This window comes from Variovorax flavidus (assembly GCF_030317145.1).
Classification (GTDB): Bacteria; Pseudomonadota; Gammaproteobacteria; order Burkholderiales; family Burkholderiaceae_C; genus Variovorax; species Variovorax flavidus.
This window is the reverse complement of record NZ_JASZYE010000003.1, coordinates 141,216-166,009: the sequence shown is the minus strand read 5'-3', so window position 1 is coordinate 166,009 and position 24,794 is coordinate 141,216. Positions and strand designations below refer to the sequence as shown.

Genomic DNA, 24,794 nt, shown 5'->3' with positions numbered 1-24,794 from the left:
CCCGAATGTCACAACCGACTGCTACCACCCATCGCCTCTCCTTCCGAACAATGGGGCCAGGCCGGATCCTCACGGATTCGACTGTCCACACCTTGAAGGAGACACGATGGCACGCAAGATCCTGATGCTTTGCGGCGACTACGCCGAAGATTACGAAACCATGGTGCCGTTCCAGGCACTGCTGGCCGTGGGCCACACGGTCCATGCGGTCGCGCCGGACAAGAAGGCCGGCGACTGGGTCCACACCGCGATCCACGACTTCGAGGGCGCGCAGACCTACAGCGAGAAGCCGGGTCACCGCTTCACGCTGAACGCGAACTTCGCCGATGTGCGCCCCGAGGCCTATGACGCCCTGGTCATCCCCGGCGGCCGCGCGCCCGAATACCTGCGCCTGAACAGCCGCGTCGTCGAGATTGCCAGGCATTTCCTTGCCGCCGACAAGCCGGTGGCGGCGGTCTGCCACGGTGCGCAACTGCTGGCGGCCACGGGGCTGCTGAAGGGCCGCAAGGTCTCGGCCTATCCGGCCTGCCAGGTCGAAGTCGAACTCGCCGGCGCCGAGTACATGGGCATCCCGGTCGACCAGGCCGTGACCGATCGCAATCTCGTCACCGCGCCGGCATGGCCGGCCCATCCGGCGTGGATCGGACAGTTCCTCAAGGTGCTCGGCACGCGCATCGAGACCTGATGCGCAGCCGCCGGTGACGCTACAGTCTTGATCCGCGTCACCTGCCCCGACACAGGAGAAGGCTCATGTGCGAAGTTTTCATCAGCGCCGATCCCCAGAGCTACGACAGCCGCACGCGCTCGGTCCGGCTGCACGGCGTCGTCACCAGCATCCGGCTCGAAAACCTCTTCTGGCAGGTGCTGGAGGAAATCGCGGCGCGCGACGACATGGGTGTCGTGCAACTGATCGAGAAGCTCTACGATGAACTGGTCGCGGCGCGAGGAGAGGTCGGCAACTTCTCTTCGTTCCTGCGCGTCAGCGCGCTGCGCTACGAAGCCATGGTCGCTCAGGGGCGGATCCCGACCGACACCTCGGTGGCGATCCGGTCGCTCGACGCCAAGGCCGTGCTGCATGCCATGCCCAGAGGCTGGTCGCAGGCGGCCGCGTTGACCTAGCTAGGTTTTCTTCTTCTTCCAGAAGGGCCGCGCCTCGGCGATCCTGTCGAGCGCCTTGCGGCATTCCACCGCGTCGGCGGGTTGTCGCGCGCTCAGCCAGCCGACGGCGAACCATGCGCGCCCGTCTTGGGCGGCATGCTCCCGGTAGGCCGCGATCGCCACGGCGTCGTCGTTGTGCTTGCCGAGGGCGTCCTGGGCCGGTTCCAGGTCCTTCAGATAGTGCCTGGCCTCGCGGCGGCCGAACAGCGGGGCAACGAACTCGCCGAGGTAGCGCAGACGCTTGAGGCGCTTGCGGACTCGGTGCTGCGCTACAGGCTCCAGCTCTTCGAAGCGCCGGCCGTCGCGCGCGATCTGGCGATGCAGCTTCGCCAGCCGCTCCCGCAGGCGCTTGCGCGCGGGGGGCGCTTCCTCTGTGGTGGCATCGTCCGTCACCTCGGGGGGAAGCGAGGCTGCGATCAGATCCATCAATACCGTCTGGAAATCCGCGCCCCGCACCACGTCGGCTGGCTTCGGAATGTGGGCGACGTCCGGCCATGCGACAGGGGGGCCGCCCGCGGCCTCGATCTGCGGCTGCACCGTCTGCCGAAGATGCTCCCGATCGCGCTGAAGCCCGAGCGCGCGAAACGCGCCGACGAGCGGGGCCTCCCACGCGGAGTCGATGTCCGGGGCGAAATCGGCCATCTCGCGCAGCGCCGTCCGCAGGCGTCGGATGCCGACGCGCAGCTGGTGCACGTGCTCCGCATCCTGGCTGCCCGCGGCGACTTCGCTCGCGTTGGGAAGGATCTGGGCGAGACAGGTGTTCAATACCGCGCGAAAGACTTCCGGGCCGGACGGATCGCTTTCCAGCGAAGGCTGCACCGCCTTCGTCGGTGGGCCATGCTGGATGCCTTTCGCCAGCCGCTCGCCGCGTGCCGATTTCGACACCGTGTCGAGCCAGAGCGCATACCGGTTGCGCCAGCGCTGGGCGAGTTCGAGCATCGATTGCGGACTGCCGTGCTTGAGTTCGATCTCCAGTTCGCACAACGCATGCGCATGCTCGCCCGCGCGCACTTCGCCCCGGTCGAAGGCGAGTTCGATCAGCGCGTCGCCGGTGCGCATCTCACGCGTGGTGCGCCAGACGTCGGTGCCGTAGAGCGGGACGAGCTCGACCGTTGCCGGGTCGTGTCCGGCCTGGCGCAATGCCTTGGCGACGAGTTCGCCGACGGGCGTGTCATCGTGCCGGTCGATGCGCGGCAAGGGCAACTCGCGCGCGCCCATGGGGGGCAGTTCGAAGTTGTGTTCGTGGCGCTGCAGCGGCCCGTCGGTCGGCGCCTTGGCCGTCTGCACCCAGGTGCCGCCTTCCTTGCGCAGGCGCAGCACGATGCGCTGCGCCGCCAGGGCGCCATCTGCGGTGTCGAAGTAGCGTGCACGCAGCCGTGTGCGGTAGGACCGTCCCCGGGCCACCGCCGCTTCGACCGTCGCCTGGTGCGGCGGATCGATCTGGAATTTGAGTTCGAACTCGGTCACTGCGCGCCCAGCAGCGCTGGCGCGCTGGAATCAGCTGTCCAGTTCACTGACCTGCATCGACAGGTCGAACAGCTTCGACTTGCTGGCGTAGTAGCGGTCCAACCGCCATTCCTTGAGGATGTCCATCGCCAACTGGAAGCTCTTGTAATCGAGTTCATACAGCGTGACCAGTTCGAAGCTGTGTTCCGACTCGAGCGCCAGCACCAGCCTGGCGAGGATCTTTGCCGACTCGTTGGCCGGGTCCGTTTCGATGAACCGGCGAGCGACCTTGATGGCGTTCATGGGCGAGCTTTCCGCGTGGAGACAAGCCCTCGACTATAGCCAGCGCCCCCGCGCCATTTGTGACAGCCGCATGACGGAGTAGGACATTGGTCCTACGTATCGGCCGTGCGGCTACCGCGCCGGCACGGGCACCACGGTCGTGCGGATCACCCCGCCACCCAGCACGCTGCCGGTGACGTTGGTTTGTCCGGTGCCGAGCACGCGTGCCTCGCAGGCGGGCCGGTCTTCCGGCGGCTGCCGGTTGCAGCGGGCCAGTGCGTTCGCCTGGAGCGTGGCCGCATCGGGGCTCGACAGCCCGCCGCGGCGCGCTGCATCCTGCGCCGCGCCTCTTTCGCGCAGGCACGCCTGCTTGTTCTGCTGGACGCCGTCGCAGACGAGGGACCCGGAAGCGGACCCCTGGGCGAGCGCCGACGACGCGCCGACCAGACCACCGGCCGCGACAAGAACCGCGAGGCACGAACGAAGGGCATTGGACATGAATCACTCCTTTGGCTTGGGGCGCGGACTTGCACCGCCATGGGTACGAAGTCTGCCGCCTGGGAAGTTCGGAGTGTGTGGGAGATCCGGACCGACAGCCAGTCCCCGGAAGCGCACGTTCTTGTCGGACAGATCCCGCAATCGAACGGGCAGAAGGCTCGCAGAAGTCCGCCGCGCCTGCGGCGGGCTTCCCGTGCGGCTCAGCCCGCCGCGATGCGCTTGGCGAGGTGAGCGAGCGCTTCGTCGACCTGGTCCACCAGGATCAGCGAGAGGTCGCCCGGCTGCAGCCGCGCGAGCGCGCTGTCGATGGCGATGAACTCGCCGCGGATCTCGTCGATGAAGCGCGTGCGCTGGGCGCCTTCGAGGCCCTGACGTAGCAGGGCCATGACTTCACCGTCGGCACGGCCGCGCTGCGCCGCGTCCTGGTAGAGGATCACGTCGTCGAAGGCTTCGCCGAGGATCGCGGTCTGGTCGCGGATGTCGCAGTCGCGGCGGTCGCCGGCGCCGCTGATCACCACCGAGCGCTTCTTCGCGGGCATGGTGTCGACCGCGGCGACCAGTGCGCGCATCGCGTCGGTGTTGTGGCCGTAGTCGGCGATCACGGTCGCACCGCGGTAGTCCATGACGTTGAAGCGGCCCGGCACGCCGGCGGCATCGTTCTTGAAGCTGGCGAGGCCGCTGCGGATGGTGTCCCAGTCCAGGCCCACCGCCCAGGCGGCAGCGACGGACGCCATCACGTTGTCGACCTGGAAGCCGATGGCGCCGTTGCGGGTGATCTGCACGTCGCGCAGCGGAATGCGCTCGCGCCACGAGCCTTCGGCGGCGACCAGCGTGTCCTGGTCGACGTAGACCGTGCGCTTGCCTTGCGCGCGGTGCGTGGCCATCACCGGATGCTGCCGGTCGGCGGCAAAGAAGATCACGCTGCCGGGGCAGGTGACGGCCATGGCCGCCACGTTGGGGTCGGCCGCGTTGAGCACCGCGTAGCCGGTGGGCGCCACGTTGCGCACCACGACGCGCTTGAGCACGGCGAGGTCTTCCACCGTCGTGATGTAGTTGAGGCCGAGGTGGTCGCCGCTGCCGATGTTGGTAACGACCGCCACCTGGCAGCGGTCGAAGCCGAGGCCCTCGCGCAGGATGCCGCCGCGCGCCACTTCGAACACGGCCGCATCGACGTCCGGGTGCAGCAGCACGTTGCGCGCGCTCTTGGGGCCGCTGCAGTCGCCGCTGTCGGTCTGCCTGCCGTCGACGTAGACGCCGTCGGTGTTGGTCATGCCGGTGCGCAGGCCGCTGCCGGCGAGCAGGTGGTTGATCAGGCGCGCGGTGGTGGTCTTGCCGTTGGTGCCGGTGACCGCCACCACGGGGATGCGGCCGTCGTCGCCATGCGCGAAGAGCGTGTCCATCACGGCTTCGCCGACTGCGCGGCCGCGGCCGAAGGAGGGCGAGATGTGCATGCGCAGGCCGGGCGCCGCGTTGACCTCGACCACGCCGCCGTGCTGTTCTTCCAGTGGCCGCAGCACGTTCTCGCAGACCATGTCGACGCCGCAGATGTGCAGGCCCACCATCTGGGCCGCATCGACCGCGCGTGCCGCCACTTCGGGGTGCACCGTGTCGGTCACGTCGGTGGCGGTGCCGCCGGTGGAAAGGTTGGCGTTGTTGCGCAGCACCACGCGCTGGCCGAGCGCGGGCACGCTGTCGGGCGCGAGGCCTTGCGCCTCCAGGCGGCCGATGGCGATGTCGTCGAGCCGGATCTTGGTGAGCGAGGTGGCATGGCCTTCGCCGCGCCGCGGGTCCTGGTTCACGACGTCGACCAGTTCGCGAACCGTCTTCGTGCCGTCGCCGATCACGTGCGGCGGATCGCGGCGGGCGGCAGCGACCAGCCGGTCGCCCACGACCAGCAGGCGGAAGTCGAAGCCGGGCAGGAATTTCTCGACCATGACCTCGCCATAGACGGCGGCCGAGTCATAGGCGGAGATCAGCTGCTCCCGCGTCGTGATGTTGACCGTGACACCCTTGCCCTGGTTGCCGTCCTGCGGCTTGACCACCACGGGCAGGCCGATTTCCTGCGCGGCAGCCCAGCCGTCTTCGGCATCGCTGACGGGCCGGCCCAGCGGCACCGGGACGCCGGCCGCGTTGAGCAGTTGCTTGGTCAGTTCCTTGTCTTGCGCGATCGCCTCCGCCACGCCGCTCGTGCTGTCGACTTCCGCGGCCTGGATGCGGCGCTGCTTCGAGCCCCAGCCGAACTGCACGAGGCTGCCGGAGGTGAGGCGGCGATAAGGAATGCCGCGCGCGACGGCGGCATCGACGATGGAGCCGGTGCTCGGGCCCAGGCGTTCGGATTCGTCGAGGTCGCGCAATTCGGTGATGGCCACGGTGGCATCGAATTCGGTGCCGTTCTGCGCCGCGTCGAGGAGCGCCTTGGCCAGTTCGAGCGCACGCCGGCCGACGGCCTCTTCGCTGTACTGGAAGGTGACCTGGTAGACGCCTTCCTCGATCGTGCGCGAGGTGTGGCCGAAATTCACTGCACAACCCGCCTGGGCCTGCATCGCCACGGCGGCGTTTTCCAGCACGTGGGCGAGCGCCAGCGGCTGGCCTAGGACGACGGGGTGCAGTTCGCCGATGTTCGGGAACAGTGCGCGCAGGCGGGGCTCGAAGCCGGCCAGCCGCTCGATGGCGTTCTCTTCGTCCTTGCAGGTGACGATCGCCTCGATGCAGGTGTGGCGGCTCCACAGGTTGGGGCCGCGCAAGGCGCGGATGCGTGTGATGTCCATGTTGGGCTCCCCCCCGGTGCTTGGTCGCTTCGCGTAGCCGGTCCCGCCGCTGCTCCGCGGCGCTTGGGGGCGTTGGTCGAGAAGCCCGGGGTAATTTCTAGGCGAGTTGTAGTTCGGGTGAGATCAGGGTCTGGGACAGCTGCAGTGAGGCCAGCGCCGCCTGCAGGTCCGCTTCGAAGGCTTCGACGCCAGCGCCGATCAGGTTCAGCGGGATGCCGAGTGCCCAGCCCGCAGCGACGGCGGCGAGAAGGCTTTCGAGGCTGACGCCCACATGCGTGGCGCGCCAGATCGTCAGGCGGCCGAGTCCGGGCAGGAAGGATTCGCTGCTGCCGTTGGCCAGCACCACGCGGTCCTGGCGCACCAGCACGGCCTTGCCGCCGCTGGACTGGTGCTTCGCCAGCGCCTCGGCCTGCGGATCGGCGGAATAGAGGATCACGTCGCCATCGCACAGCGGCGCCAGCCCGGCCACGCGCTGGTCGGCGGCGTTGAGGACGGCGGTGCCTTCGGGCAGCACGACGTCGACCTGGGTGCGGAGCACCCGCACCATCTGGTCGCTCTCGGTGATGTCGAATTCGGCGAGCGCGTCGGCGCCTTCGAGGTCGGTGACGATGCCGACCTGGCAGCGGTCGTAGGCGAGGCCGTCGCGCAGGATGGTTTCGGCACCGTTCTCGACCACCACGGCCTGCACGGCGCGGTTGACCAGCAGGCGGTGGCCGGCTTCCCAGTTGGCGCTGTCGCGAGCGTCGACGCGGCGGCGTTCGAGGAAGAGGCCGTCGCGGCAGGCGAGTCCGGTGTGGCGGCCGCCCAGGCCGATAAGCCAGGCGACAAGACGCGAGAGCACGGCGGTATCGCGCGAGCCGGCGACGCCGACCACCGGAATGCGGCCGGGTGCGTCGTCAGGGAAGAGGTGATCGCAGATCGCGCGCCCCACCGGCCGCGGCGAACCGACGGCGGGCTTCAGGTGCATCAGCAGGCCGGGGCCGGCATTGACTTCGACGATGGCGCCGCCCTGGGCCGCGAGCGGCCGCGAGATGTCCTGCGCCACGAGGTCGACGCCGGCGATGTCCAGGCCGACCACGCGGGCGGCCAGCACCGCGGCGTGCGCGACTTCGGGATGCACCTGGTCGGTGCAGTCGATGGCCATGTTGCCGTTGCGCTGGATCGTGACGACCCGGCCGGTGGCCGGCACGGAGGCGCCGTCGAGGTCCTGGCGCTTGAGTTCGAGTTGCAGCTTGGCATCCGTGTCGAGAACGATCACGTCCAGCGGGAATTCTTCCTCGGCACCGCGGCGGGGGTCGCTGTTGAGCTGGCTGTCGATGAGCTGGGCCACGGTCGATGTTCCGTCGCCGGTCACGGTGATGATCTCGCCGCGCGCCGCGGCAACGACCTGGCCGCCGACCACCAGCAGACGGTGTTCCGACCCGCGGATGAAGCGCTCGACCATCACGTCGCTGCCTTCGGGCTCGGCGACGGCGAAGGCGGCGATGACTTCCTCGCGGGTGTGGAGTTCGAGCGAGACGCCGCGGCCGTGGTTGGCGTCCGACGGCTTCACGGCCACGGGCAGGCCGATGTCCTCGGCGGCTTCCCAGGCTTCCTCGGCGGAGGCGACCACCTGGCCCTCGGGCACCGGCACGCCGCAGCTGGCGAGCAGCGACTTGGTCAGCTCCTTGTCGCTGGCAATCGATTCGCCGATGGCGCTGGTGTAGTCGGTCTCGGCCGTCCAGATGCGTTGCTGGTTGGCGCCATAGCCCAGCTGCACGAGGTTGCCGCTGTTGAGCCGCATGTGCGGGATGCCGCGATCGGTGGCGGCGCCCACGATGCAGGCGGTGCTCGGGCCGAGGTAGCAGTCCTCGACCTTGGCCTTCACCGCGTCGACCGCGCGCTGCACGTCGGCGGCGTCGAAGGGGGTGTTGTTGATGGCCGCCATCAGCAGCCGGTGGCCTTCGGCGAGCGCCACGCGGGCGACCTGCTCGTCGCGGGCGCGGAACACCATGCGGTAGACGCCATGCTGCGAGGTGCTGCGCGTCTGGCCGAAACCGGTCGGCATGCCGGCCAGGTTGAGCAACTCGATCACGACGTGCTCCAGCACGTGGCCGGCCCAGGTGCCTTCGGTCAGGCGCTGGATGAAGCCGCCGCGCTCGCCGACGCCGCAGTGGTGCTCGATCAGCGCCGGCAGCAGGGTCGTCAGGCGGTCGGTGAAGCCGTCGATCTTGTTGGAGGGATAGTCCTCGAGCGCGCCAAGGTCGAGCCAGACTTCCAGCACGGGCCGGTAAGTCCAGAGGTTCGGGCCGCGCAAATAGTTGATGCGCAGCAGGCGTATGTCGTCGAAACGGGTCATGAAAACGTTCGATGTGCTTTGGCCGAGCACCGCGGCACCTTCAAGAGCGCCCATGGTGATCGGTCAGAATCGGCGCCCGGCGAGCGCCATGTAGGGTCCGTTGGTGGGCCAGAGATACAGAAACACAATGCAACATCACGATCCAGTAGGCACCCCGGGGGGCGAAGCGGAGGAGGCTTCAGACATTCTGAAAAGCCGGCTCACTGATGCGGAAAACGTTCTGGCGAGCCTGCCGGTTGACCTCGACGGGGATCTTCGGTTTGCCACCGGCTTGCTGGCGCTGACGGACCGCCGCTTGATGGCCCGCGCGCCGGATGGCAGCTGGGAGGAATGGCCGCTTCCGGCACCGGGCCTGGAACTGCAGATGGCCGACCACGCGGGCATCGGCACTCTCGATCTGCTAGACGGCCGGGGCCGGCTGGCCCGCTGGCGCTACACCCTGGCGCACCAGCCGGCCGCGCTGCGGCTGCAGAAGCTGTTCGATCAGCAGGTGGCCGGAGTCGCGCAGGCGACAGTCGAGGGGGCTGACGCCGATGAAGCGGCGCTCGTCGAGCCCGAACTCCAGACCCCGCCTTCCACCTGGGTCCTGCTGCGGCTGGGCCGCTTCGCCAAGCCCTACCGCAAGCAGCTCATCACGGGTTTCCTGCTGACGCTGGCTTCCACCGCCGCCACGCTGGTGCCGCCCTACCTGACCATCCCGCTGATGGACGACATCCTGATCCCGTTCCAGAACGGCCAGAAGATCGCGGTCGCCAAGGTGGTGATGTTCCTCAGCGCCTTGCTGGGGGCGGCGCTGGTCGGCTGGGGATTGGGGTGGGCGCGCACTTACATGCTGGCGCTGGTGTCCGAACGCATCGGCGCGGACCTGCGGACCACCACTTACGAACACTTGCTCACGTTGCCGCTGGATTACTTCGGCGGCAAGCGCACGGGCGACCTGATGGCGCGCATCGGCTCGGAAACCGACCGCATCAACGTTTTCCTGTCCCTGCACGCGCTCGATTTCCTGACCGACGTGCTGATGATCACGATGACGGCGGTGATCCTGTTCTCGATCAACCCGCTGCTGGCGGTCGTCACGCTGGTTCCGCTGCCCTTCATCGCCTGGATGATCCATGTCGTGCGCGACCGCCTGCGCACCGGTTTCGAGAAGATCGACCGCGTGTGGAGCGAGGTCACCAACGTGCTGGCCGACACCATCCCCGGCATCCGCGTGGTGAAGGCCTTCGCGCAGGAAAAGCGCGAAGCCAACCGCTTCCACGCCGCGAACCTCTACAACCTGCAGGTCAACGACAAGCTCAACAAGACCTGGTCGCTGTTCACGCCCAGCGTGTCGCTGTTGACGGAAATCGGCCTGCTCGTGGTCTGGGGCTTCGGCATCTGGCAGGTGGCGCGCGGCAGCATCACGGTCGGTGTGCTGACCGCCTTCATCGCCTACATCGGGCGCTTCTACACGCGGCTCGATTCGATGAGCCGCATCGTCTCGGTCACGCAGAAGGCCGCGGCCGGCGCCAAGCGCATCTTCGACATCCTCGACCACGTGAGCAACGTGCCCGAGCCGGCCAACCCGGTGAAGGTCGAGCGCGTGCAGGGGCGCATCGAGATGGCCGACGTGGGTTTCCGCTACGGCAGCCGCGCGGTGATCCGCGACCTCGACCTCGTGATCGAGCCGGGCGAGATGATAGGGCTCGTGGGCCACAGCGGATCGGGCAAGAGCACGCTGGTCAACCTGATCTGCCGCTTCTACGACGTGACCGACGGCGCCATCAAGGTCGACGGCACCGACATCCGCCGCTTTGCAGTGGCCGACTACCGGCGCCACGTCGGGCTGGTGCTGCAGGAGCCTTTCCTGTTCTTCGGCACCATCGCGCAGAACATCGCCTACGGCAAGCCCGACGCCACGCGCGAGGAAATCGTCGCCGCTGCCCGCGCCGCGCATGCGCACGACTTCATCCTGCGGCTGGCGCATGGCTACGACTCGCTGGTCGGCGAGCGCGGCCAGGGGCTGTCGGGCGGGGAGCGCCAGCGCATCAGCATTGCGCGCGCGCTGCTGATCGATCCGCGCATCCTGATCCTCGACGAGGCCACGTCGGCAGTCGACACCGAGACCGAGAAGGAAATCCAGAAGGCGCTCGACAACCTCGTGCAGGGCCGCACGACGATCGCCATCGCGCACCGCCTTTCGACGCTGCGCAAGGCCGACCGGCTGGTGGTGATGGACCGCGGCGAGATAGTCGAAGTGGGGCCGCACGACGAACTCATGGCCCGGCAGGGCGCCTACTGGCGGCTCTACCAGGCGCAACTGCGGCAAGCGGACGACGAGAGCGCCGGCGCCGCGGACGAACGCGCGTCGGTGGCGATGGCGCTCGGCGGCCACGCGGCCCATCCGGCGGGGGAAGCATGATCGAACAACTTCAATTGGAACGCGATGCGTTCGGCCGCCTCGTGCTGATCGACGCGGAAGGCGTGCGCCACGCGGGCGTCGTGCCGGTGCGCGCGTTCCCGCTCACCGCGCCGGACGACGGCATCTCGCTGGTCGGCAGCGACGGCCGCGAAATCGTGTGGATCGACCGCCTCGATGCGCTGCCCGCAGCGTTGCGCCGGTTGCTCGACGAGGATCTGGCCGCGCGCGATTTCGCGCCGACGCTGCTGAAACTGCACAAGGTGTCGAGCTTCGGCGTGCCGAGCACCTGGCAGGTGAGCACCGACCGCGGCGAAAGCAGCTTCGTGCTCAAGGCCGAAGAAGACATCCGGCGCCTGGAAGGCGGTGCGCTGCTGATCGCCAGCGCGCATGGCGTGCAATTCCGCATTCCCGACGTGAAGGCGCTGGACCGTCCCTCGCGAAAGCTGCTGGAGCGCTTCCTGTGAGCGCCTGAGTGCCGGACTCGCGCCCCTTGGCGAAAATGGCGCTCACCATGCATACCACCGCACTCGTCCTCTTCTCCGGCGGCCAGGACTCCACCACTTGCCTGGCCGATGCGCTCGAAAAATTCGAGCGCGTGGAAACCATCGGCTTCGACTACGGCCAGCGCCATCGCGTCGAGCTCGAAGCCCGGACCACCGTGCTGGCGCGTCTGCGCGAACGCTTCCCGCAGTGGGCGCCGCGGCTGGGCGAGGACCACATGCTGTCGGTCGACGTGCTGGGGCAGGTCAGCGCCTCGTCTCTCACGCAGGACATCGCGTTCGAGATGCAGGCCAATGGACTGCCCAACACCTTCGTGCCGGGCCGCAACCTGCTGTTCCTCACCCTGGCCGGCGCGCTGGCGTACCGGCGCGGGCTGGAGGTGATCGTCACCGGCGTGTGCGAGACGGATTTCTCCGGCTACCCCGACTGCCGCGACGACACCATGAAGGCGATGCAGCTCGCGTTGTCGCTCGGCATGGACCGGCGCTTCGTGATCGAGACGCCGCTGATGTGGATCGACAAGGCCGAGACCTGGGCCATGGCGCACCGGCTCGGCGGCGAACCGCTGATCGACCTGATCGTCGAGGACACGCACACCTGCTACCTCGGCGACCGCGACCAGCGCCACGCATGGGGCTACGGGTGCGGCAACTGCCCCGCGTGCGAGTTGCGCTCGCGAGGCTGGGAGCGCTACGTGGCCTCGACCCTGTAGCGCGCGGAAGCGCCGACGGATTCGGGCACCAGCGTCCAGCGCTTGTCGTGGAAGGCGCCGACCGATGCGCGGTGCGCGATCGAGACCATGGCGCCACCCGCGGCGCGAACGCCGGCTGCCAGCCGCTTGTACAGGGTCTCCTCCGCTTCGGCGTCGAGCGCGCTGGTGGCCTCGTCGGCGAACAGCCAGGCCGGCTTGCGCAGCAGCACGCGGGCGATGGCCAGCCGTTGCTGCTCGCCGCCGGAGAGCTTCTGGCTCCACGCGTCGCTGTCGTCGAGACGGGCGGCCAGGTCGGGCAGCAAGGCATCGCCGAGGGCCTGCACGAGCTGCTCGTCGGTGTATTTGTCGGCCGGCTCGGGATAGGCCAACGCGTCGCGCAGGCGGCCGTCGGGCACGTAGGGGCGTTGCGGAATGAACATCGCGTTCGCAGGCATGGTGACCTTGCCGCCCGCGAAGGGCCAGATGCCGGCGAAGGAGCGGAACAGCGTCGACTTGCCGCTGCCCGAGGGGCCCTGCAGCAGCACGTTCTCGCCCGGCTGCACGGCGAGGGCGGCGCCCATCAGCAGTTGGCTGCCGTCCGGCAGCGAGACGTCGAGGTCGTCGGTGTGCAGCGAGGCGCCGTTGCCCTGCTCGACGGCACTGTCCGGAACCTCGTGTTCGCGCATGGCTTCGTCGAAGGACGTGAGCCGGTCGGCGGTGGCACGCCAGACCGCGACGCGATCGTAGTTGTCGACGAACCAGGACAGCGCTTCCTGCACGGTATTGAAGGCGCGGGCGATCTGCATCACCTCCCCGAACTGGATGGCGCCACTGAAGAAGCGCGGCGCCACCAGGAAGAAGGGGAACACGACGGCCAGCTGCCCGAACGAGGCGGTGAAGGCCACCAGGTTCTTCTGTTGCTTGATCAGGGACAGGTAGTTGCGCAGCACGCTCGAGAAACGGGTGTCGAGCTGTGCGTGCTCGACCTGCTCCCCGCGGTCCAGGGCGATCGCCTCGCTGTATTCCCGCACCCGCACGAGGTGATGCCGGAAGTCGGCCTCGTAGCGTTGCTGCTGGTAGTTGAGCCCGATCAGCGGCCGACCGATGAAATGCGTGATGGCCGTCCCGATGCCGCAGTAGACCAGCGCCACCCAGACCATGAGGCCGGGCACCGAGATGTCGTGCCCGCCCAATGCGAAGGAGAACGGACCGGAGAGCGCCCAGAGAATGCCGATGAAGCTCGCCAGCGTGACGACCGAATTGAGGATGCCCATCGACAGGCTCACCGTGTAGTCGGTGAACAGTTGCATGTCTTCCTGGATGCGCTGGTCCGGGTTGTCCGGATGGACCTGGGCGGCCTTGGCGTCCTTCGGCTGCCGGGCGTAGCGCGCCAGTTCCAGCCGGTAGAAGGTGCGATTGGCCAGCCAGCGGGTCATGTAGCTGCGCGTCATCCATGCACGCCAGCGCACTTGCAGAAGCTGGGTCAGGTAGAACTTGAAGATCGCGACGCCGATCCCGGCCATCGCGATGTAGGTGAATCGCGCGAGCTGGGTCCAAAAGACGGGCTGGTTGCGGGCTTCCAGCGCGTCGTAGAAGACCCGGCTCCACTGGTTGAGCAATACCGTCACATAGACCGAGCCGAGATTGAGCGCCACGACGGCGATCAGCAGCGCCCGCGCTTTCCATTTTTCCTCGGACCGGAAGTAGGGCGCCGCCAGGGCGCCGATGTTGCGCAGGATCGACAACAGGTTCTTGGATCGGGCTATGACGGTCATGGCGTGGGGATAGGTTCACGCCGGAGCGGCGCGTTGCTTTCATCCTAGCGTCCCGATGCGCCGCATTCTTAAGTGGTGCTGAAACATGCCGGCGAGATGACAGTGCCGTGACAGGCCGTCACCGTCCCCGGGGATTTGACAAACGCCTGTCACATGCGCTTCCGATGATCAGCAGGTTTCGCGCGGAGCCGCGCACCGATCGGCGCTCTGCCGCCGGCCATCGCCCCCAAAACCCAAGAGGACCCTCATGCTGCGTCGTACTTTTCAATGGGCCCTGCCCGCCGTCCTGCTGACCATCGGCGTCGGCGCGGCCGCCCAGGGCCGAACCGAGCTGCTGGTGTACACCGCGCTCGAAGCCGATCAGGTGCAGGCCTACAAGGCGGCCTTCGAGAAGGACAACCCCTCCATCGAACTGAAGTTCGTGCGTGACTCCACCGGCATCGTCACGGCCAAGCTGCTCGCCGAGAAGGCCAATCCGCAGGCCGACGTGGTGTGGGGCCTGGCCGCGACCTCGCTGATGCTGCTAGACAAGGAGGGCATGCTGCAGCCCTACGCCCCGAAGGGCCTGGAAGCCATCAAGCCCACGATGCGCGACAGCGCCAACCCGCCCAAGTGGGTCGGCATGGACGTGTGGTCCTCCGCCGTGTGCTTCAACACCGCCGAGGCGCAGAAGAAGAACCTGCCCAAGCCCACGAGCTGGGCCGACCTGACGAATCCGGTCTACAAGGGCCAGATCACCATGCCGAACCCCGCCGCCTCGGGGACGGGCTACCTGATGGTCTCGGGCTGGATCCAGATGATGGGCGAGCAGAAGGCGTGGCAGTACATGGACGCCCTGCACCAGAACATCGGCATCTACAGCCAGTCCGGCAGCAAGCCCTGCCGCCAGGCGGGCGCTGGCGAGTTCGCGCTCGGCATGTCCTTCGAGTACCGCGCCAACAAGACCAAGCGCGACGGCGCGCCCATCGACATCGTGCTGCCCAAGGAAGGCCTGGGCTGGGACATGGAAGCCACCGGCGTCATGAAGACGACGAAGAAGCCCGAGGCCGCGAAGGCGCTGGCCGACTGGGCCGTGACGAAGCAGGCGAACGAGCTCTATGCAAAGAACTTTGCGGTGCTCGCGCTGCCGGGCATCCAGGAGAAGCTGGAGTTCGTGCCGGGCGACGTCGAGAAGCTGCTCGCGAAGAACGATTTCGACTGGGCTGCCGCCAATCGCGAGCGCATCCTGACCGAGTGGTCCAAGCGCTACGAGTCGAAGTCCGAGAAGAAGGCTCCGCAGTGACGGTTGGCGCATGACGAGTTTTCTTTCCCTGCGCGGCATCGGCAAATCCTTCGGCAATACCCGCGTGCTCGACGGGATCGACCTGGACGTCGAACCCGGCGAGTTCGTGTGCCTGCTCGGGCCCTCGGGCTGCGGCAAGACCACATTGCTGCGCATCGTCTGCGGCATCGAGCACGCGGACCACGGCCAGCTGCTGCTGGGCGGGCAGGACATCGCGGGCCTGCCGCCGGCGGCGCGCGGCTTCGGCGTGGTGTTCCAGTCGTACGCACTCTTTCCCAACCTCACGGCGGCGCAGAACATCGCCTATGGCCTGCAGCCGACCGGTGCGCTGGCACGGGAGATCGCCAAGCGCTCGCGCGAGATGCTCGACCTCGTCGGCCTGGCTGCGCACGCCGACAGGTACCCGGTGCAGCTCTCGGGCGGCCAGCAGCAGCGCGTGGCACTGGCGCGCGCGCTGGCGCCCAATCCGCGCCTGCTGTTGCTGGACGAGCCGCTCTCCGCGCTCGATGCGCAGGTGCGCACCAGCCTGCGCAGCGAGATCCGCGCGCTGCAGAAGCGCCTCGGCGTCGTGACGATCATGGTCACGCACGACCAGGAAGAGGCGCTGTCGATGGCGGACCGCGTGGTGCTGATGCACAACGGCCGCATCGAACAGGCCGGCACGCCGGACGATCTCTACCACCGGCCGCGCACCCGCTTCGTGGCGAGCTTCGTCGGCCGCATGAACATGCTGCCCGCGACGGTCCTGCCCGACGGCAGGATGCGCGTGCGCGACAGCGAACTGGTCTGCGAGCCGGGTGACATGGGTGTGGGCGCAGAGGCCACCATCGGCATCCGGCCCGAGCATGTGGTGGTCCGGCGCTTCGGTGACGACGTGGGCATCAACAGTTTCGCGGCGCGCCTTCTGGACACCGAGTTCTTCGGCAACCGGACGGCCGCGCGCCTCGCCTGCGAACCGCTGGGCATCGAGATCGAAGCCGACCTGCCGGCCGACCATCGCAGCGTCGATCCGCTGGTGCCCAGCAGCATGGTGCACATCCAGTTGCCGCAGCACGCACTGTCGGTGTTGGCGCGTTGAGCGCCTTCGCTGACGTCGACGCCACGACCGTGTCGACGATCATTGCCCCCACGAGCGGCCTGCCGCGCCGGCGCACCGCTTTCGACCGCGACCGCTGGCTGACCGGCGCCGGCGTGCTGCTGGCCGTGGCGGTGCTGATCGTGATCGTCGCGCTGCCGGTGGGCGCGCTGGTCGGGCAGAGCTTTTTCGATCGCGCGGGAGCCTTCGTCGGCCTCGCGAACTTCGGGCGCTACATCGACAACCCGGCGCTCGTTCAATCGGCCTTCAACAGCGTCTGGCTGGCGGTGGTCAGCGCGGCGTTGTGCACGGGCATCGCCTATGTGTATGCCTACGGGCTCACGCTCTCGTGCATGCGCGGCAAGGGCCTGCTGCGTGCCATCGCGCTGATGCCGCTGCTTGCGCCATCGTTGCTGCCGGCGATCAGCCTGGTTTACCTGTTCGGCAACCAGGGCGTGTTCAAGGGCTGGCTCGGCGATGTGTCGATCTACGGCCCCTTGGGCATCGTGCTCGGCTCGGTGTTCTGGACCCTGCCGCATGCGCTGCTGATTCTCACCACGGCGATGGCCACGTCCGATGGCCGGCTCTACGAGGCGGCACAGACGCTGGGCGCCTCGCGCTGGCGCATCTTCCGTACCGTGACGCTGCCGGGTTCGCGCTACGGATTGATCGTCGCCGGCATGGTGGTGTTCGTGCTGGTCATCACCGACTTCGGCGTGCCCAAGGTGGTGGGCGGCCAGACCGGCGTGCTCGCGACCGACATCTACAAGCAGGTCGTCGGCCAGCAGAACTTCCAGATGGGCGCGGTGGTCGGCTTCGTGCTGCTGATCCCTGCCGTGCTGTCCTTCCTGGTCGAGCGCCGCGTGCGCAGCCGGCAATCGGCCGCCTTGTCCGCGCGTGCTACGCCCTACATGCCTGAGCCCGTGCCGGTGCGCGACCGGGCGCTGCTGGCCGCTTGCCTGCTGATCGCGTTCTGCATCGTCGTCATGATCGGCATGGCGGTGTTCGCCTCGCTCGCAACCTACTGGCCCTACAAGCTGACGCCTTCGCTCAGGAACTACGACTTCAGCAACATGGACGGCGGCGGCTGGGGCAGCTACTTCAACTCTCTGCGGCTGGCAGTGGGCGCGGCCGTGGCAGGCGCGATCGCCACCTTTCTCTCGGCCTACCTGGTGGAGAAGCCGCGCCACTTCGGCCTGTTGCGCGAGGCGCTGAACCTCCTCGCGAATCTGCCGCTCGCGGTGCCGGGGCTGGTGCTGGGCGTGGGCTACATCTTCTTCTTCAACGCGCCGTCGAACCCGCTGCGCGGGCTCTACGGCGGCATGGCGATCCTCGTGATCTGCACGGTGGCGCACTTCTTCTCGGTCGCGCACCTGACTTCGCTCACGGCGCTGCGGCAACTCGACCGCGAGTACGAACTGGTGTCGGAGTCGATGGGCGTGCCCTTCTGGCGCACGCTGTGGCGCGTGCACGTGCCGGTGGCGCTGCCGACGGTGCTCAACGTCGCCGGCTACTTCTTCGTCAACGCGATGACCACGGTTTCGGCGGTGGTCTTCCTCTACTCGCCTCAGACCACGCTGGCGGCGATCGCGGTGCTGAACATGGACGATGCGGGCGATGTGGCGCCGGCGGCAGCCATGGCGTCGTTGATCATGCTGACCGCTGCGCTCGGCCGCGGCGTGTTCGCGCTGGCGGGCCGCTCGGCGCTGGCCCGCACGCAGCGCTGGAGAAGCCGGTAGCCTTGCGTCCGCGCAACTCAGCGCGGATTGCTGATGCCGCTGGACACGTGCCCTGAGGGCACATGGCGCGCGGCCGAATCGACGTGCCCGGTCTGGTCGTCGAAGAAGAAATCGGGCTCGAACTCGCGCAGGAATTCGCCCTTGGGCAGGCCGCCGAGGAACATCGCCTCGTCGACCTTGATGTTCCAGTCCATCAGCGTGCGGATGGCGCGCTCGTGCGCCGGCGCGCTGCGTGCGGTGACCAGCGCGGTGCGAATGCGCATGGCCGGGCTGCTGGCCTGCTGCAGCCGGTGCAATGCCGCGAGCAGCGGCTTGAACGGCCCTTCGGGCAGCGGCATCTGCGCCTTGCTCGATTCGTGCAGCTGGAAGGCGTCGAGGCCCTCGGCCTGGAACACGCGTTCGGCTTCGTCGCTGAAAAGCACCGCATCGCCGTCGAACGCGATGCGCACTTCATTTGGATAGGCGTCGCTGGCTTGCACCGATTCGACGAGCACCCGCGCGGCGGGGAATCCGGCGACCAGGGCTTCGCGCACGTCTTCCGCATTGACCGAGAGAAAGAGGTGCGCGCGCAGCGGTCGAAGGTAGCCGAACGGTGGCCGCCCCTGCGTGAACACACCGCGCTGCAGCGAGATGCCGTTGGCCACGCCGGAACGGAAGATCCTCATGCCCGATACCGGGTCGTTGCGCGACAGGATCACGACCTCGACGCGCTGCTTGCCGTCGTCGTTGAACCGCATCAGCTTGCGCACCAGCGAGTAGGCGATGCCCGGCTGGGCCGGTACGTCGAGGCGTTCGAGCTGCAGCTTCATGTAGCCCGCGTCGTCGCCTGATTCGAAGATGCGGTTTTCCTCTTCGAGATTGAAGAGTGCGCGCGAGGAGATCGCCACCACCAGCTTGTCGTCGAGGGAGACCGCCATACGCTACTTCACGAATTGATTCAGTTGAATGATGGGCATGAGAACTGCCAGAACGATCAGCATCACCACGCCGCCCATCGCGACGATCAGCAGGGGCTCCAGGATCGTGGCGAGGTGCATGGCGCGACGCTGCACCTCGGCACCGAGCTGGTTCGCCGCTCGCTGCAACATCAAGGGCAAGGTGCCGGTCTGCTCTCCGAGGCGCGCGAACATCGAGACGATGCCGGGAAAGCGCTTCTTCTGTGCCAACGCCGAAGCCAGCGGCGCGCCTTCGCGCACGAGCACCAGGGCATCGAGCGCATCGGCGCGCATGGCCCGGTTGCCGAGTGTTTCGGATGCGGCCTGCAGCGCACGCAGGATGGGCACGCCCGCCGTCGCGAGCATCGCCAGCGTGCTCGCAAAGCGCGCCGCGTTGTAGCCGCGGGACAACTTGCCGACGAGTGGGAGATTGAGCCACGCCGCATCGAACTTCTCGCGGAACGCGTCGCGGGCGAGCGCCATCCGCGCGCCGATGGCCCCGAGCACGATGACGCCCAGCATCAGCCAGCCGTAGTTGCGCACGAAGTCGCTGAGGGCCAGCATCGCGACCGTGAGGATCGGCAACGCGCGCTTGGTGCCCGCGAACACGTTGGCGACCTGCGGCACGACATAGCTGACGAGAAAGATCACGATGACGATCGCGACCAGCGTCACGATCGCCGGATACAGGGCGGCGCCGACGAGCTTCTGCTGCAGGGCCTGTCGTTGCTCGAGGTCATCGGCCAGACGCTCCAGCACGAGGCCGAGGTTGCCGCTTTGCTCGCCAGCGCCGATCACGGCGGTGTAGATCGGCGAGAACTCGCGCGGATGCTGCGCGAGCGCCCGACCGAAGGGTGAGCCGGCGTTGACTTCGGCGCGCAAGGAGGCGACCAGGTTGCGTTGCGCTTCGCTCTCGGCTTCGTCGGTCAGCGCCGTGAGTGCGCGTTCAAGCGGGAGGCCCGAAGACACGAGGCCCGCGATCTGGCGCGTCCAGACAGCGAGGGTCGTGGAGTTGAAGATGCGGCCGCCGCCGAGCAGCCGGCGCCAGCCACCCGCGGCAGGCGCGCCGCTTTGCACACTGCCGACCGGCGTGACCTCGAGAGGGATCAGCGCCTGCGCACGCAGCATGCCGCGCGCGCTGCGGGCGGTATCGGCTTCGAGCACGCCCTTGCGGGGCTGGCCTTGCTGGTCGATGGCGTCAAACGAATAGGCGGGCATCTGGTGATTCTCCCCCAGGCTTGCCCACTTCGTGTGGCCGCCCACCCCCTTCCGGGGGCGCTGCCTTCGGACCGGCGGAGCCGGATCCGTGGCAGCCCGCGAATGGGGGTGCGGGCGTGCGTAAGGGCTGCTTAGTCTCTGGTGACTCTCAGGAGTTCGGCGCGGGAGGTGATGCCAGCCTTGAGCAAGCGTTCGCCGTCTTCGCGCATCGAACGCAGGCCGCCGCGTTCGGCGGCGACGAAGAGCTGGCTTTCGGGCGCGCGGTTGTGGATCAGCGATTGCACGGTGTCGTCGGCGACGAGCAGTTCGAAGATGCCGGTGCGGCCCTGGTAGCCGGTCTGGCCGCAGGCGTCGCAGCCGACGGGTTGGCCTTCGGTACCGGGCGCGGGGACGGAGCACACGGGGCACAGCTTGCGGACCAGCCGTTGCGCCAGCACGCCGAGCAGCGACGAACTGAGCAGGAAGGGCTCGACGCCCATGTCGGTCAGGCGCGTCACGGCACTGACGGAGTCGTTGGTGTGCAGCGTCGCGAGCACCAGGTGGCCGGTGAGCGAGGCCTGGATGGCGATCTGCGCGGTTTCGAAATCGCGGATTTCGCCGATCATGATGACGTCCGGGTCCTGACGCAGGATGGCGCGCAGGGCCTTGGCGAAGGTCAGCTCGATCTTGGCGTTGACCTGGGTCTGGCCGACGCCGGGCAGCTCGTACTCGATCGGGTCCTCGACCGTCATGATGTTGCTGCTGCTTGCGTCGAGCCGGCTGAGTGCGGCGTAGAGCGTGGTGGTCTTGCCGGAGCCGGTCGGGCCGGTCACCAGGATGATGCCGTGCGGCTGGCCAATCAGCTGTTCGAAGCGTGCCAGTGTGTCGCCCTGCATGCCGACCGATTCCAGCGTGAGCTTGCTTTCCGACTTGTCGAGCAGGCGCAGCACCGCGCGCTCGCCGTGCGCCGAGGGCAGCGTCGACACGCGCACGTCGACCGCGCGGGTGCCGATGCGCAGGCTGATGCGACCGTCCTGCGGCAGGCGCTTCTCGGAGATGTCGAGGTCGGCCATGATCTTCAGCCGCGAGATCAGCGCCGCATGCAGCGCGCGATTCGGCTGCACGACTTCGCGCAGCGTGCCGTCGATGCGAAAGCGCACCGACGAGGTCCGCTCGTAGGGCTCGATGTGGATGTCGCTGGCGCCATCGCGCGCTGCCTGCGTCAGCAGTGCATTGAGCATGCGGATGATCGGCGCGTCGCCGGCCGATTCCAGCAAGTCCTCGACCGCCGGCAGCTCCTGCATCATGCGCGAGAGGTCGGCATCGCCCTGCACCTCGCTCACCACCGCAGCGGCATTCGATTCGCCCTGCGCGTACGCCGCGCTGATGCGCTGCGCCAGCTGCTCGGGCGCGAGCGGCTCGAAAGTCTTGACCGGGTACTTGCGCAGCACTTCGCCCAGCGCGCTGCGCGGAGGCAGCCTGGGCATCCAGAGGGTGTAGCTGCCTTCGTCAGTTTCTTCCAGCAACAATTGCTGGCCGCGCGCGAAGGCGTAGGGGAGGGGATAGCGCACGACCGGACTCTAGGGCAATTCGCGCGCCGTCGACGGATCGGCGGTGGGTGGCAATGCGCCCTTCATGGTGCCGGGGCGCAGGGCGCGCGTGTCGCTCGGCGTGAGCGGCGGCGGCACCAGGCGCGTGCCTTCGATGCGGCGGTCCGGATTGGCGGCCGGCGGCAGCACGGGCGCGGGCTGCAACGGCTGCATGCCCTGGCCGGGCGGCGCCGCTGGCAGCACCGCGGACTCTTCCACGCTGCGCAGGAAGATGTTCTTCTCGGGTTGCGAGGTCTGCTGGAGACCGCGGATGGCGTCGTAACGGTCCAGGGCGAGCTGGTCACTCACGGCGTTGTCGCGCACCACCACCGGCCGCAGGAACACCATCAGGTTGGTCTTCTTGCGCGAGCGGGTCTCGCTCTTGAAGAGGTTGCCGAGGATCGGGATGTCGCCGGCCAGCGGCACCTTCTCGGTGCCGCTCGAATACTCGTCCTGCAGCAGACCGCCGAGCACGATGATGTTGCCGTCGTCGACCACCACGTTCGATTCGATGCTGCGCTTGTTGGTGGTCGGCCCGTTCACGTTGTTGAGGGTCGACGCCTGGATGGTCGAGACCTCCTGGAAGATCGCCATCTTGACGGTGTTGCTCTCATTGATCTGCGGCCGCACGCGCAGCGTCAGGCCGACGTCCTTGCGTTCGATGGTCTGGAACGGATTGACCGAGCCGTTGGCGGCCCCCGTGTTGGTGAACTGGCCCGTGAGGAAGGGCACGTTCTGGCCGATCACGATCTTGGCTTCCTCGTTGTCCAGCGTCAGCAGCGTGGGTGTCGACAGCACGTTGCCCTCGCCATTGCTTTCGAGAAAGCGCGCGATGAAGCTGAGGATGTACTGGCCGCCGTACTTGGTGCCGATGCCGAAGTTGATGCCGGTCGAAGGCCGCGTCGCGGTGTTGCCGGTCGCCAGGCCGACCGCGAGGTCGACGATGTTCTGGCCGCCCAGGCTGGAGTTGGTGCCGATGAAGCCGACGTTCCGGTCGCCGCTGTTGCCGATGCCGGTCTGCCACTGGATGCCGAACTCAGCCGCCTTGTCGGCATTGACTTCGACGATCAGGCTCTCGACCAGCACCTGCGCGCGCTTGCCGTCGAGGCGGTCGATCACGGCGCGCATCTGCCGGTACTGTGGCTCGGGCGCCGTGATGATCAGGGAGTTGGTGGATGGGTCGGCCTGCACCTGGCCGCCGGTCGACGGCTGGTTGGCGTTGGTGTTGATGGGCGCCGTCGCGGCCGAGCTGGCCTGCGACAGGCTGCTCTGCGCGGTGCTGAGCTGTTGCGACGCCTGCTGGGTGCCGCTGGTGCCCTGAAGGCCGCTGGTGCCGGTGCCTCCGCGTGCCTCGGCGGACATGGCCGCACGCAGCGTCGCCGCGAGCTTCACCGCATCGGCATTCTTCAGATAGACGACGTACACATTGCCAGCGGCGCCGTTGCCGGTGTCGATGGCCGGGCGGTCGATCTTGTCGACCAGCGTGCGAACCAGTTGCGCCCGCGCCGGGTTGGCCGCACGCAGGATCAGCGCGTTCCCGCGCGGCTCGGCGAGCAGCGTGGTGCGGAACGACGAATCGACCGAGCCCGGCGTGGCGGTGCCTACGCTCGTGCTCGCGCCGCCTTCGAGCAGCCGCGTGATCAGCGGCACCATGTCGGTGGCGATCGAATGCTTGAGCGGAATCACCTCGATGTCCGAAGCGTTCGGCACGTCCAGCGCCGCCACGATGCGTGCGAGGCGGCGCATGTTCTCGGCGTAGTCGGTAATCACCAGCGAGTTGTTGCCGGGGTTCACGTTGATCGTGTTGTTGGGCGCGATCAGCGGGCGCAGCACCGGCAGCAGGTTGTTGGCCGATTCGTAGTTGAGCTTGAAGATCTGCGTGACGATCTGGTTGCCGTTCACGCTCGACGCCGTCGGCGTGGAGGTGGTCACTGTGCTGCTCTGCAGCTTGGCGTCGGCTTCCGGCACCACCTTGTAGAGGCCGTCGGACTGCACCACTGCGAAGCCCTGCAGCCGCAGCGCCGCCGCGAACTGGTTGAATGCCGCGTCCGGCGAGATGGCGCGATCGGTCTGCAACGTGAGCGTGCCCTTGACGCGCGGGTCGACGACCACGTCGCGACCGGTCACGACCGCCATGGTGCGTGCGACGGACTCGATCTCGGCGTTGGTGAAGTTCAGCGTGATCGGTTCGCCGCGACGCACGATCGTGTCCTGTGCGAACGCGGAAAGAGGAATGCAGGCCGCGATCAGCATCTGCGCCGCGAGCGCGATGGTTCCGATGCGGATGCCGGTCGAAGTCTTTGGCTTCATGTTCATCCCAGTGTGATGAGCGAGCGCGCGCCTTCGCGTCGCCCGATGATGTTCAACAAATTCGAAAGTGCGTCTTCCCGCCCCGGGGCGGCACTGGCCTCGCCGTCGAAGCGGAAAGCGATGCCGGTCCAGCGGCCGCTGCCGCTGAGGAGCAGGCTGCTTCCCTCGCGTGTGGTCACCAGGAGGCTCGGCGCAGAGCCGCCCTCGAGGGCAACGCGATAGCTGCCCATGGGTCTCAGGGTCGAGAGACTGGAAGAAATGTCGGTGGCATCGAGTGTTGCACGTCCTTCGAGTGCCAGTTGCGGACCGTTCGAGCGCAGGACGAAGGCCTGGGTCGAAATGTCCAGCATGCCTTCGAGCTTGAGCGTGTTCCATGGCGCGCCGAAGCCGGCGAGCATCGCGGCGGGCCAGCGCGACTGCCCGTCGCGCCATTCGAGCTGGAGGCCGCTTGCACGCGGAAGAGCCCTGAATTCGAGCGGTTTGGCCGCGCAGCAGGGGAGATCGAGCGCGGCGGTGACACCGTCCCAGCGCGGCCGCAAGGCCCAGCCGAGCGTGCCCGGCAGCGAGATCGATTCCGCCCCGCCTGCGCCGCTGGAGAACACGACACCGGCCGATCCGGTCCAGACCGTTCCGCGCGCGTTCACCAACTGCAGGTGGCCGTTGCTCCACCGCGCCACGCCGGCGGCGAGCCAGCGAGCCGGCGCAAACAGCGAGAACGCCAGGAAGGAGCCGATGAGCACGCCGAGCACGGCCCAGCGCCAGCCGGTCTTGGCGGGAGCGTCGGGGTTGGACAGGCGGGTCGCCAT

General features: G+C 67.9%; 19 protein-coding genes. 8 read left to right on the top strand and 11 right to left on the bottom strand.

The window, feature by feature from the left end; translation table 11 throughout:
* The first annotated feature begins 106 nt into the window (after positions 1-106).
* Both QTH90_RS16060 and QTH90_RS16055 read left to right on the top strand, forming a co-directional pair.
* On the top strand, positions 107-685 hold the full coding sequence (locus QTH90_RS16060) for a DJ-1/PfpI family protein (RefSeq protein ID WP_286568182.1): 579 nt from the start codon (positions 107-109) through the stop codon (positions 683-685).
* A 65-nt stretch (positions 686-750) separates the two neighbouring features.
* Positions 751-1,119, top strand: coding sequence for a ribbon-helix-helix domain-containing protein (locus QTH90_RS16055; protein ID WP_286665563.1), 369 nt, complete (start codon positions 751-753; stop codon positions 1,117-1,119).
* Here QTH90_RS16055 and QTH90_RS16050 read toward each other — a convergent pair whose 3' ends face one another.
* The 5 genes from QTH90_RS16050 to QTH90_RS16030 form a co-directional block, all read right to left on the bottom strand.
* A complete protein-coding gene (locus tag QTH90_RS16050) occupies positions 1,120-2,625 on the bottom strand; it encodes a CYTH and CHAD domain-containing protein (RefSeq protein ID WP_286665562.1) in 1,506 nt (501 codons plus the stop codon).
* A gap of 30 nt (positions 2,626-2,655) precedes the next feature.
* The gene (locus QTH90_RS16045) at positions 2,656-2,907 is read right to left on the bottom strand and encodes a hypothetical protein (RefSeq protein WP_286665561.1); all 252 of its coding nucleotides are present in this window, start codon (positions 2,905-2,907) and stop codon (positions 2,656-2,658) included.
* 111 nt (positions 2,908-3,018) lie between these two features.
* Entirely contained in the window at positions 3,019-3,384 is a 366-nt protein-coding gene (locus tag QTH90_RS16040) for a hypothetical protein (RefSeq protein WP_286665560.1), read from the bottom strand.
* A gap of 200 nt (positions 3,385-3,584) precedes the next feature.
* Positions 3,585-6,152, bottom strand: coding sequence for a cyanophycin synthetase (cphA, locus tag QTH90_RS16035; RefSeq protein ID WP_286665559.1), 2,568 nt, complete (start codon positions 6,150-6,152; stop codon positions 3,585-3,587).
* 97 nt (positions 6,153-6,249) lie between these two features.
* Positions 6,250-8,490: a cyanophycin synthetase gene (locus tag QTH90_RS16030; RefSeq protein WP_286665558.1), complete on the bottom strand. Its 2,241-nt coding sequence runs from the start codon at positions 8,488-8,490 to the stop codon at positions 6,250-6,252.
* A gap of 127 nt (positions 8,491-8,617) precedes the next feature.
* Between QTH90_RS16030 and QTH90_RS16025 the strand changes: the two genes are divergently transcribed.
* The 3 genes from QTH90_RS16025 to queC are packed head-to-tail and all read left to right on the top strand — an operon-like array spanning position 8,618 to position 12,107.
* Entirely contained in the window at positions 8,618-10,894 is a 2,277-nt protein-coding gene (locus tag QTH90_RS16025) for a cyanophycin metabolism-associated ABC transporter (protein ID WP_286665557.1), read from the top strand.
* On the top strand, positions 10,891-11,358 hold the full coding sequence (locus QTH90_RS16020; protein WP_286665556.1) for a cyanophycin metabolism-associated DUF1854 family protein: 468 nt from the start codon (positions 10,891-10,893) through the stop codon (positions 11,356-11,358). The genes QTH90_RS16025 and QTH90_RS16020 overlap by 4 nt, the downstream gene beginning before the upstream one ends.
* Positions 11,359-11,405: 47 nt before the next feature.
* Entirely contained in the window at positions 11,406-12,107 is a 702-nt protein-coding gene (gene queC / locus QTH90_RS16015) for a 7-cyano-7-deazaguanine synthase QueC (RefSeq protein WP_286665555.1), read from the top strand.
* Here queC and QTH90_RS16010 read toward each other — a convergent pair.
* Positions 12,086-13,861 (bottom strand): ABC transporter ATP-binding protein/permease, encoded by a 1,776-nt coding sequence (locus QTH90_RS16010; protein ID WP_286665554.1) that lies wholly within the window; start codon positions 13,859-13,861, stop codon positions 12,086-12,088. The genes queC and QTH90_RS16010 overlap by 22 nt on opposite strands.
* Before the next feature lie 247 nt (positions 13,862-14,108).
* On the opposite strand from QTH90_RS16010, the gene QTH90_RS16005 reads away from it, so the two are divergent.
* The 3 genes from QTH90_RS16005 to QTH90_RS15995 are packed head-to-tail and all read left to right on the top strand — an operon-like array spanning position 14,109 to position 17,957.
* Positions 14,109-15,143 carry a putative 2-aminoethylphosphonate ABC transporter substrate-binding protein gene (locus tag QTH90_RS16005; protein WP_286665553.1) on the top strand — a complete coding sequence of 345 codons (1,035 nt, stop codon included), beginning with the start codon at positions 14,109-14,111 and terminating at the stop codon, positions 15,141-15,143.
* 10 nt (positions 15,144-15,153) lie between these two features.
* Entirely contained in the window at positions 15,154-16,221 is a 1,068-nt protein-coding gene (locus QTH90_RS16000) for an ABC transporter ATP-binding protein (RefSeq protein WP_286665552.1), read from the top strand.
* Positions 16,222-16,259: 38 nt separating this feature from the next.
* Complete coding sequence (locus QTH90_RS15995; RefSeq protein WP_444814741.1) at positions 16,260-17,957, top strand: putative 2-aminoethylphosphonate ABC transporter permease subunit; 1,698 nt, start codon at positions 16,260-16,262, stop codon at positions 17,955-17,957.
* A gap of 17 nt (positions 17,958-17,974) precedes the next feature.
* Here QTH90_RS15995 and QTH90_RS15990 read toward each other — a convergent pair whose 3' ends face one another.
* From QTH90_RS15990 to gspN, 5 genes are all read right to left on the bottom strand, one after another.
* Positions 17,975-18,874: a 5'-nucleotidase gene (locus QTH90_RS15990; protein WP_286665551.1), complete on the bottom strand. Its 900-nt coding sequence runs from the start codon at positions 18,872-18,874 to the stop codon at positions 17,975-17,977.
* A 3-nt stretch (positions 18,875-18,877) separates the two neighbouring features.
* Positions 18,878-20,110, bottom strand: a complete 1,233-nt coding sequence (gspF, locus tag QTH90_RS15985) for a type II secretion system inner membrane protein GspF (RefSeq protein ID WP_286665550.1) — start codon at positions 20,108-20,110, stop codon at positions 18,878-18,880.
* A 131-nt stretch (positions 20,111-20,241) separates the two neighbouring features.
* Positions 20,242-21,660, bottom strand: a complete 1,419-nt coding sequence (gspE, locus tag QTH90_RS15980) for a type II secretion system ATPase GspE (protein ID WP_286665549.1) — start codon at positions 21,658-21,660, stop codon at positions 20,242-20,244.
* A gap of 9 nt (positions 21,661-21,669) precedes the next feature.
* Positions 21,670-23,988 (bottom strand): type II secretion system secretin GspD, encoded by a 2,319-nt coding sequence (gene gspD / locus QTH90_RS15975; protein ID WP_286665548.1) that lies wholly within the window; start codon positions 23,986-23,988, stop codon positions 21,670-21,672.
* A gap of 2 nt (positions 23,989-23,990) precedes the next feature.
* Positions 23,991-24,794 (bottom strand): type II secretion system protein N, encoded by an 804-nt coding sequence (gene gspN / locus QTH90_RS15970; RefSeq protein WP_286665547.1) that lies wholly within the window; start codon positions 24,792-24,794, stop codon positions 23,991-23,993.

Bases quoted from the DNA above. Each gene is read 5' to 3' on its own strand.
- QTH90_RS16060 (WP_286568182.1), top strand. From the start codon at position 107: ATGGCACGCAAGATCCTGATGCTTTGCGGCGACTACGCCGAAGATTAC.
- QTH90_RS16055 (WP_286665563.1), top strand. From the start codon at position 751: ATGTGCGAAGTTTTCATCAGCGCCGATCCCCAGAGCTACGACAGCCGC.
- QTH90_RS16045 (WP_286665561.1), bottom strand. From the start codon at position 2,907: ATGAACGCCATCAAGGTCGCTCGCCGGTTCATCGAAACGGACCCGGCC.
- QTH90_RS16040 (WP_286665560.1), bottom strand. From the start codon at position 3,384: ATGTCCAATGCCCTTCGTTCGTGCCTCGCGGTTCTTGTCGCGGCCGGT.
- cphA (WP_286665559.1), bottom strand. From the start codon at position 6,152: ATGGACATCACACGCATCCGCGCCTTGCGCGGCCCCAACCTGTGGAGC.
- QTH90_RS16030 (WP_286665558.1), bottom strand. From the start codon at position 8,490: ATGACCCGTTTCGACGACATACGCCTGCTGCGCATCAACTATTTGCGC.
- QTH90_RS16025 (WP_286665557.1), top strand. From the start codon at position 8,618: ATGCAACATCACGATCCAGTAGGCACCCCGGGGGGCGAAGCGGAGGAG.
- QTH90_RS16020 (WP_286665556.1), top strand. From the start codon at position 10,891: ATGATCGAACAACTTCAATTGGAACGCGATGCGTTCGGCCGCCTCGTG.
- queC (WP_286665555.1), top strand. From the start codon at position 11,406: ATGCATACCACCGCACTCGTCCTCTTCTCCGGCGGCCAGGACTCCACC.
- QTH90_RS16010 (WP_286665554.1), bottom strand. From the start codon at position 13,861: ATGACCGTCATAGCCCGATCCAAGAACCTGTTGTCGATCCTGCGCAAC.
- QTH90_RS16005 (WP_286665553.1), top strand. From the start codon at position 14,109: ATGCTGCGTCGTACTTTTCAATGGGCCCTGCCCGCCGTCCTGCTGACC.
- QTH90_RS16000 (WP_286665552.1), top strand. From the start codon at position 15,154: ATGACGAGTTTTCTTTCCCTGCGCGGCATCGGCAAATCCTTCGGCAAT.
- QTH90_RS15990 (WP_286665551.1), bottom strand. From the start codon at position 18,874: ATGGCGGTCTCCCTCGACGACAAGCTGGTGGTGGCGATCTCCTCGCGC.
- gspF (WP_286665550.1), bottom strand. From the start codon at position 20,110: ATGCCCGCCTATTCGTTTGACGCCATCGACCAGCAAGGCCAGCCCCGC.
- gspD (WP_286665548.1), bottom strand. From the start codon at position 23,988: ATGAAGCCAAAGACTTCGACCGGCATCCGCATCGGAACCATCGCGCTC.
- gspN (WP_286665547.1), bottom strand. From the start codon at position 24,794: ATGGCGACCCGCCTGTCCAACCCCGACGCTCCCGCCAAGACCGGCTGG.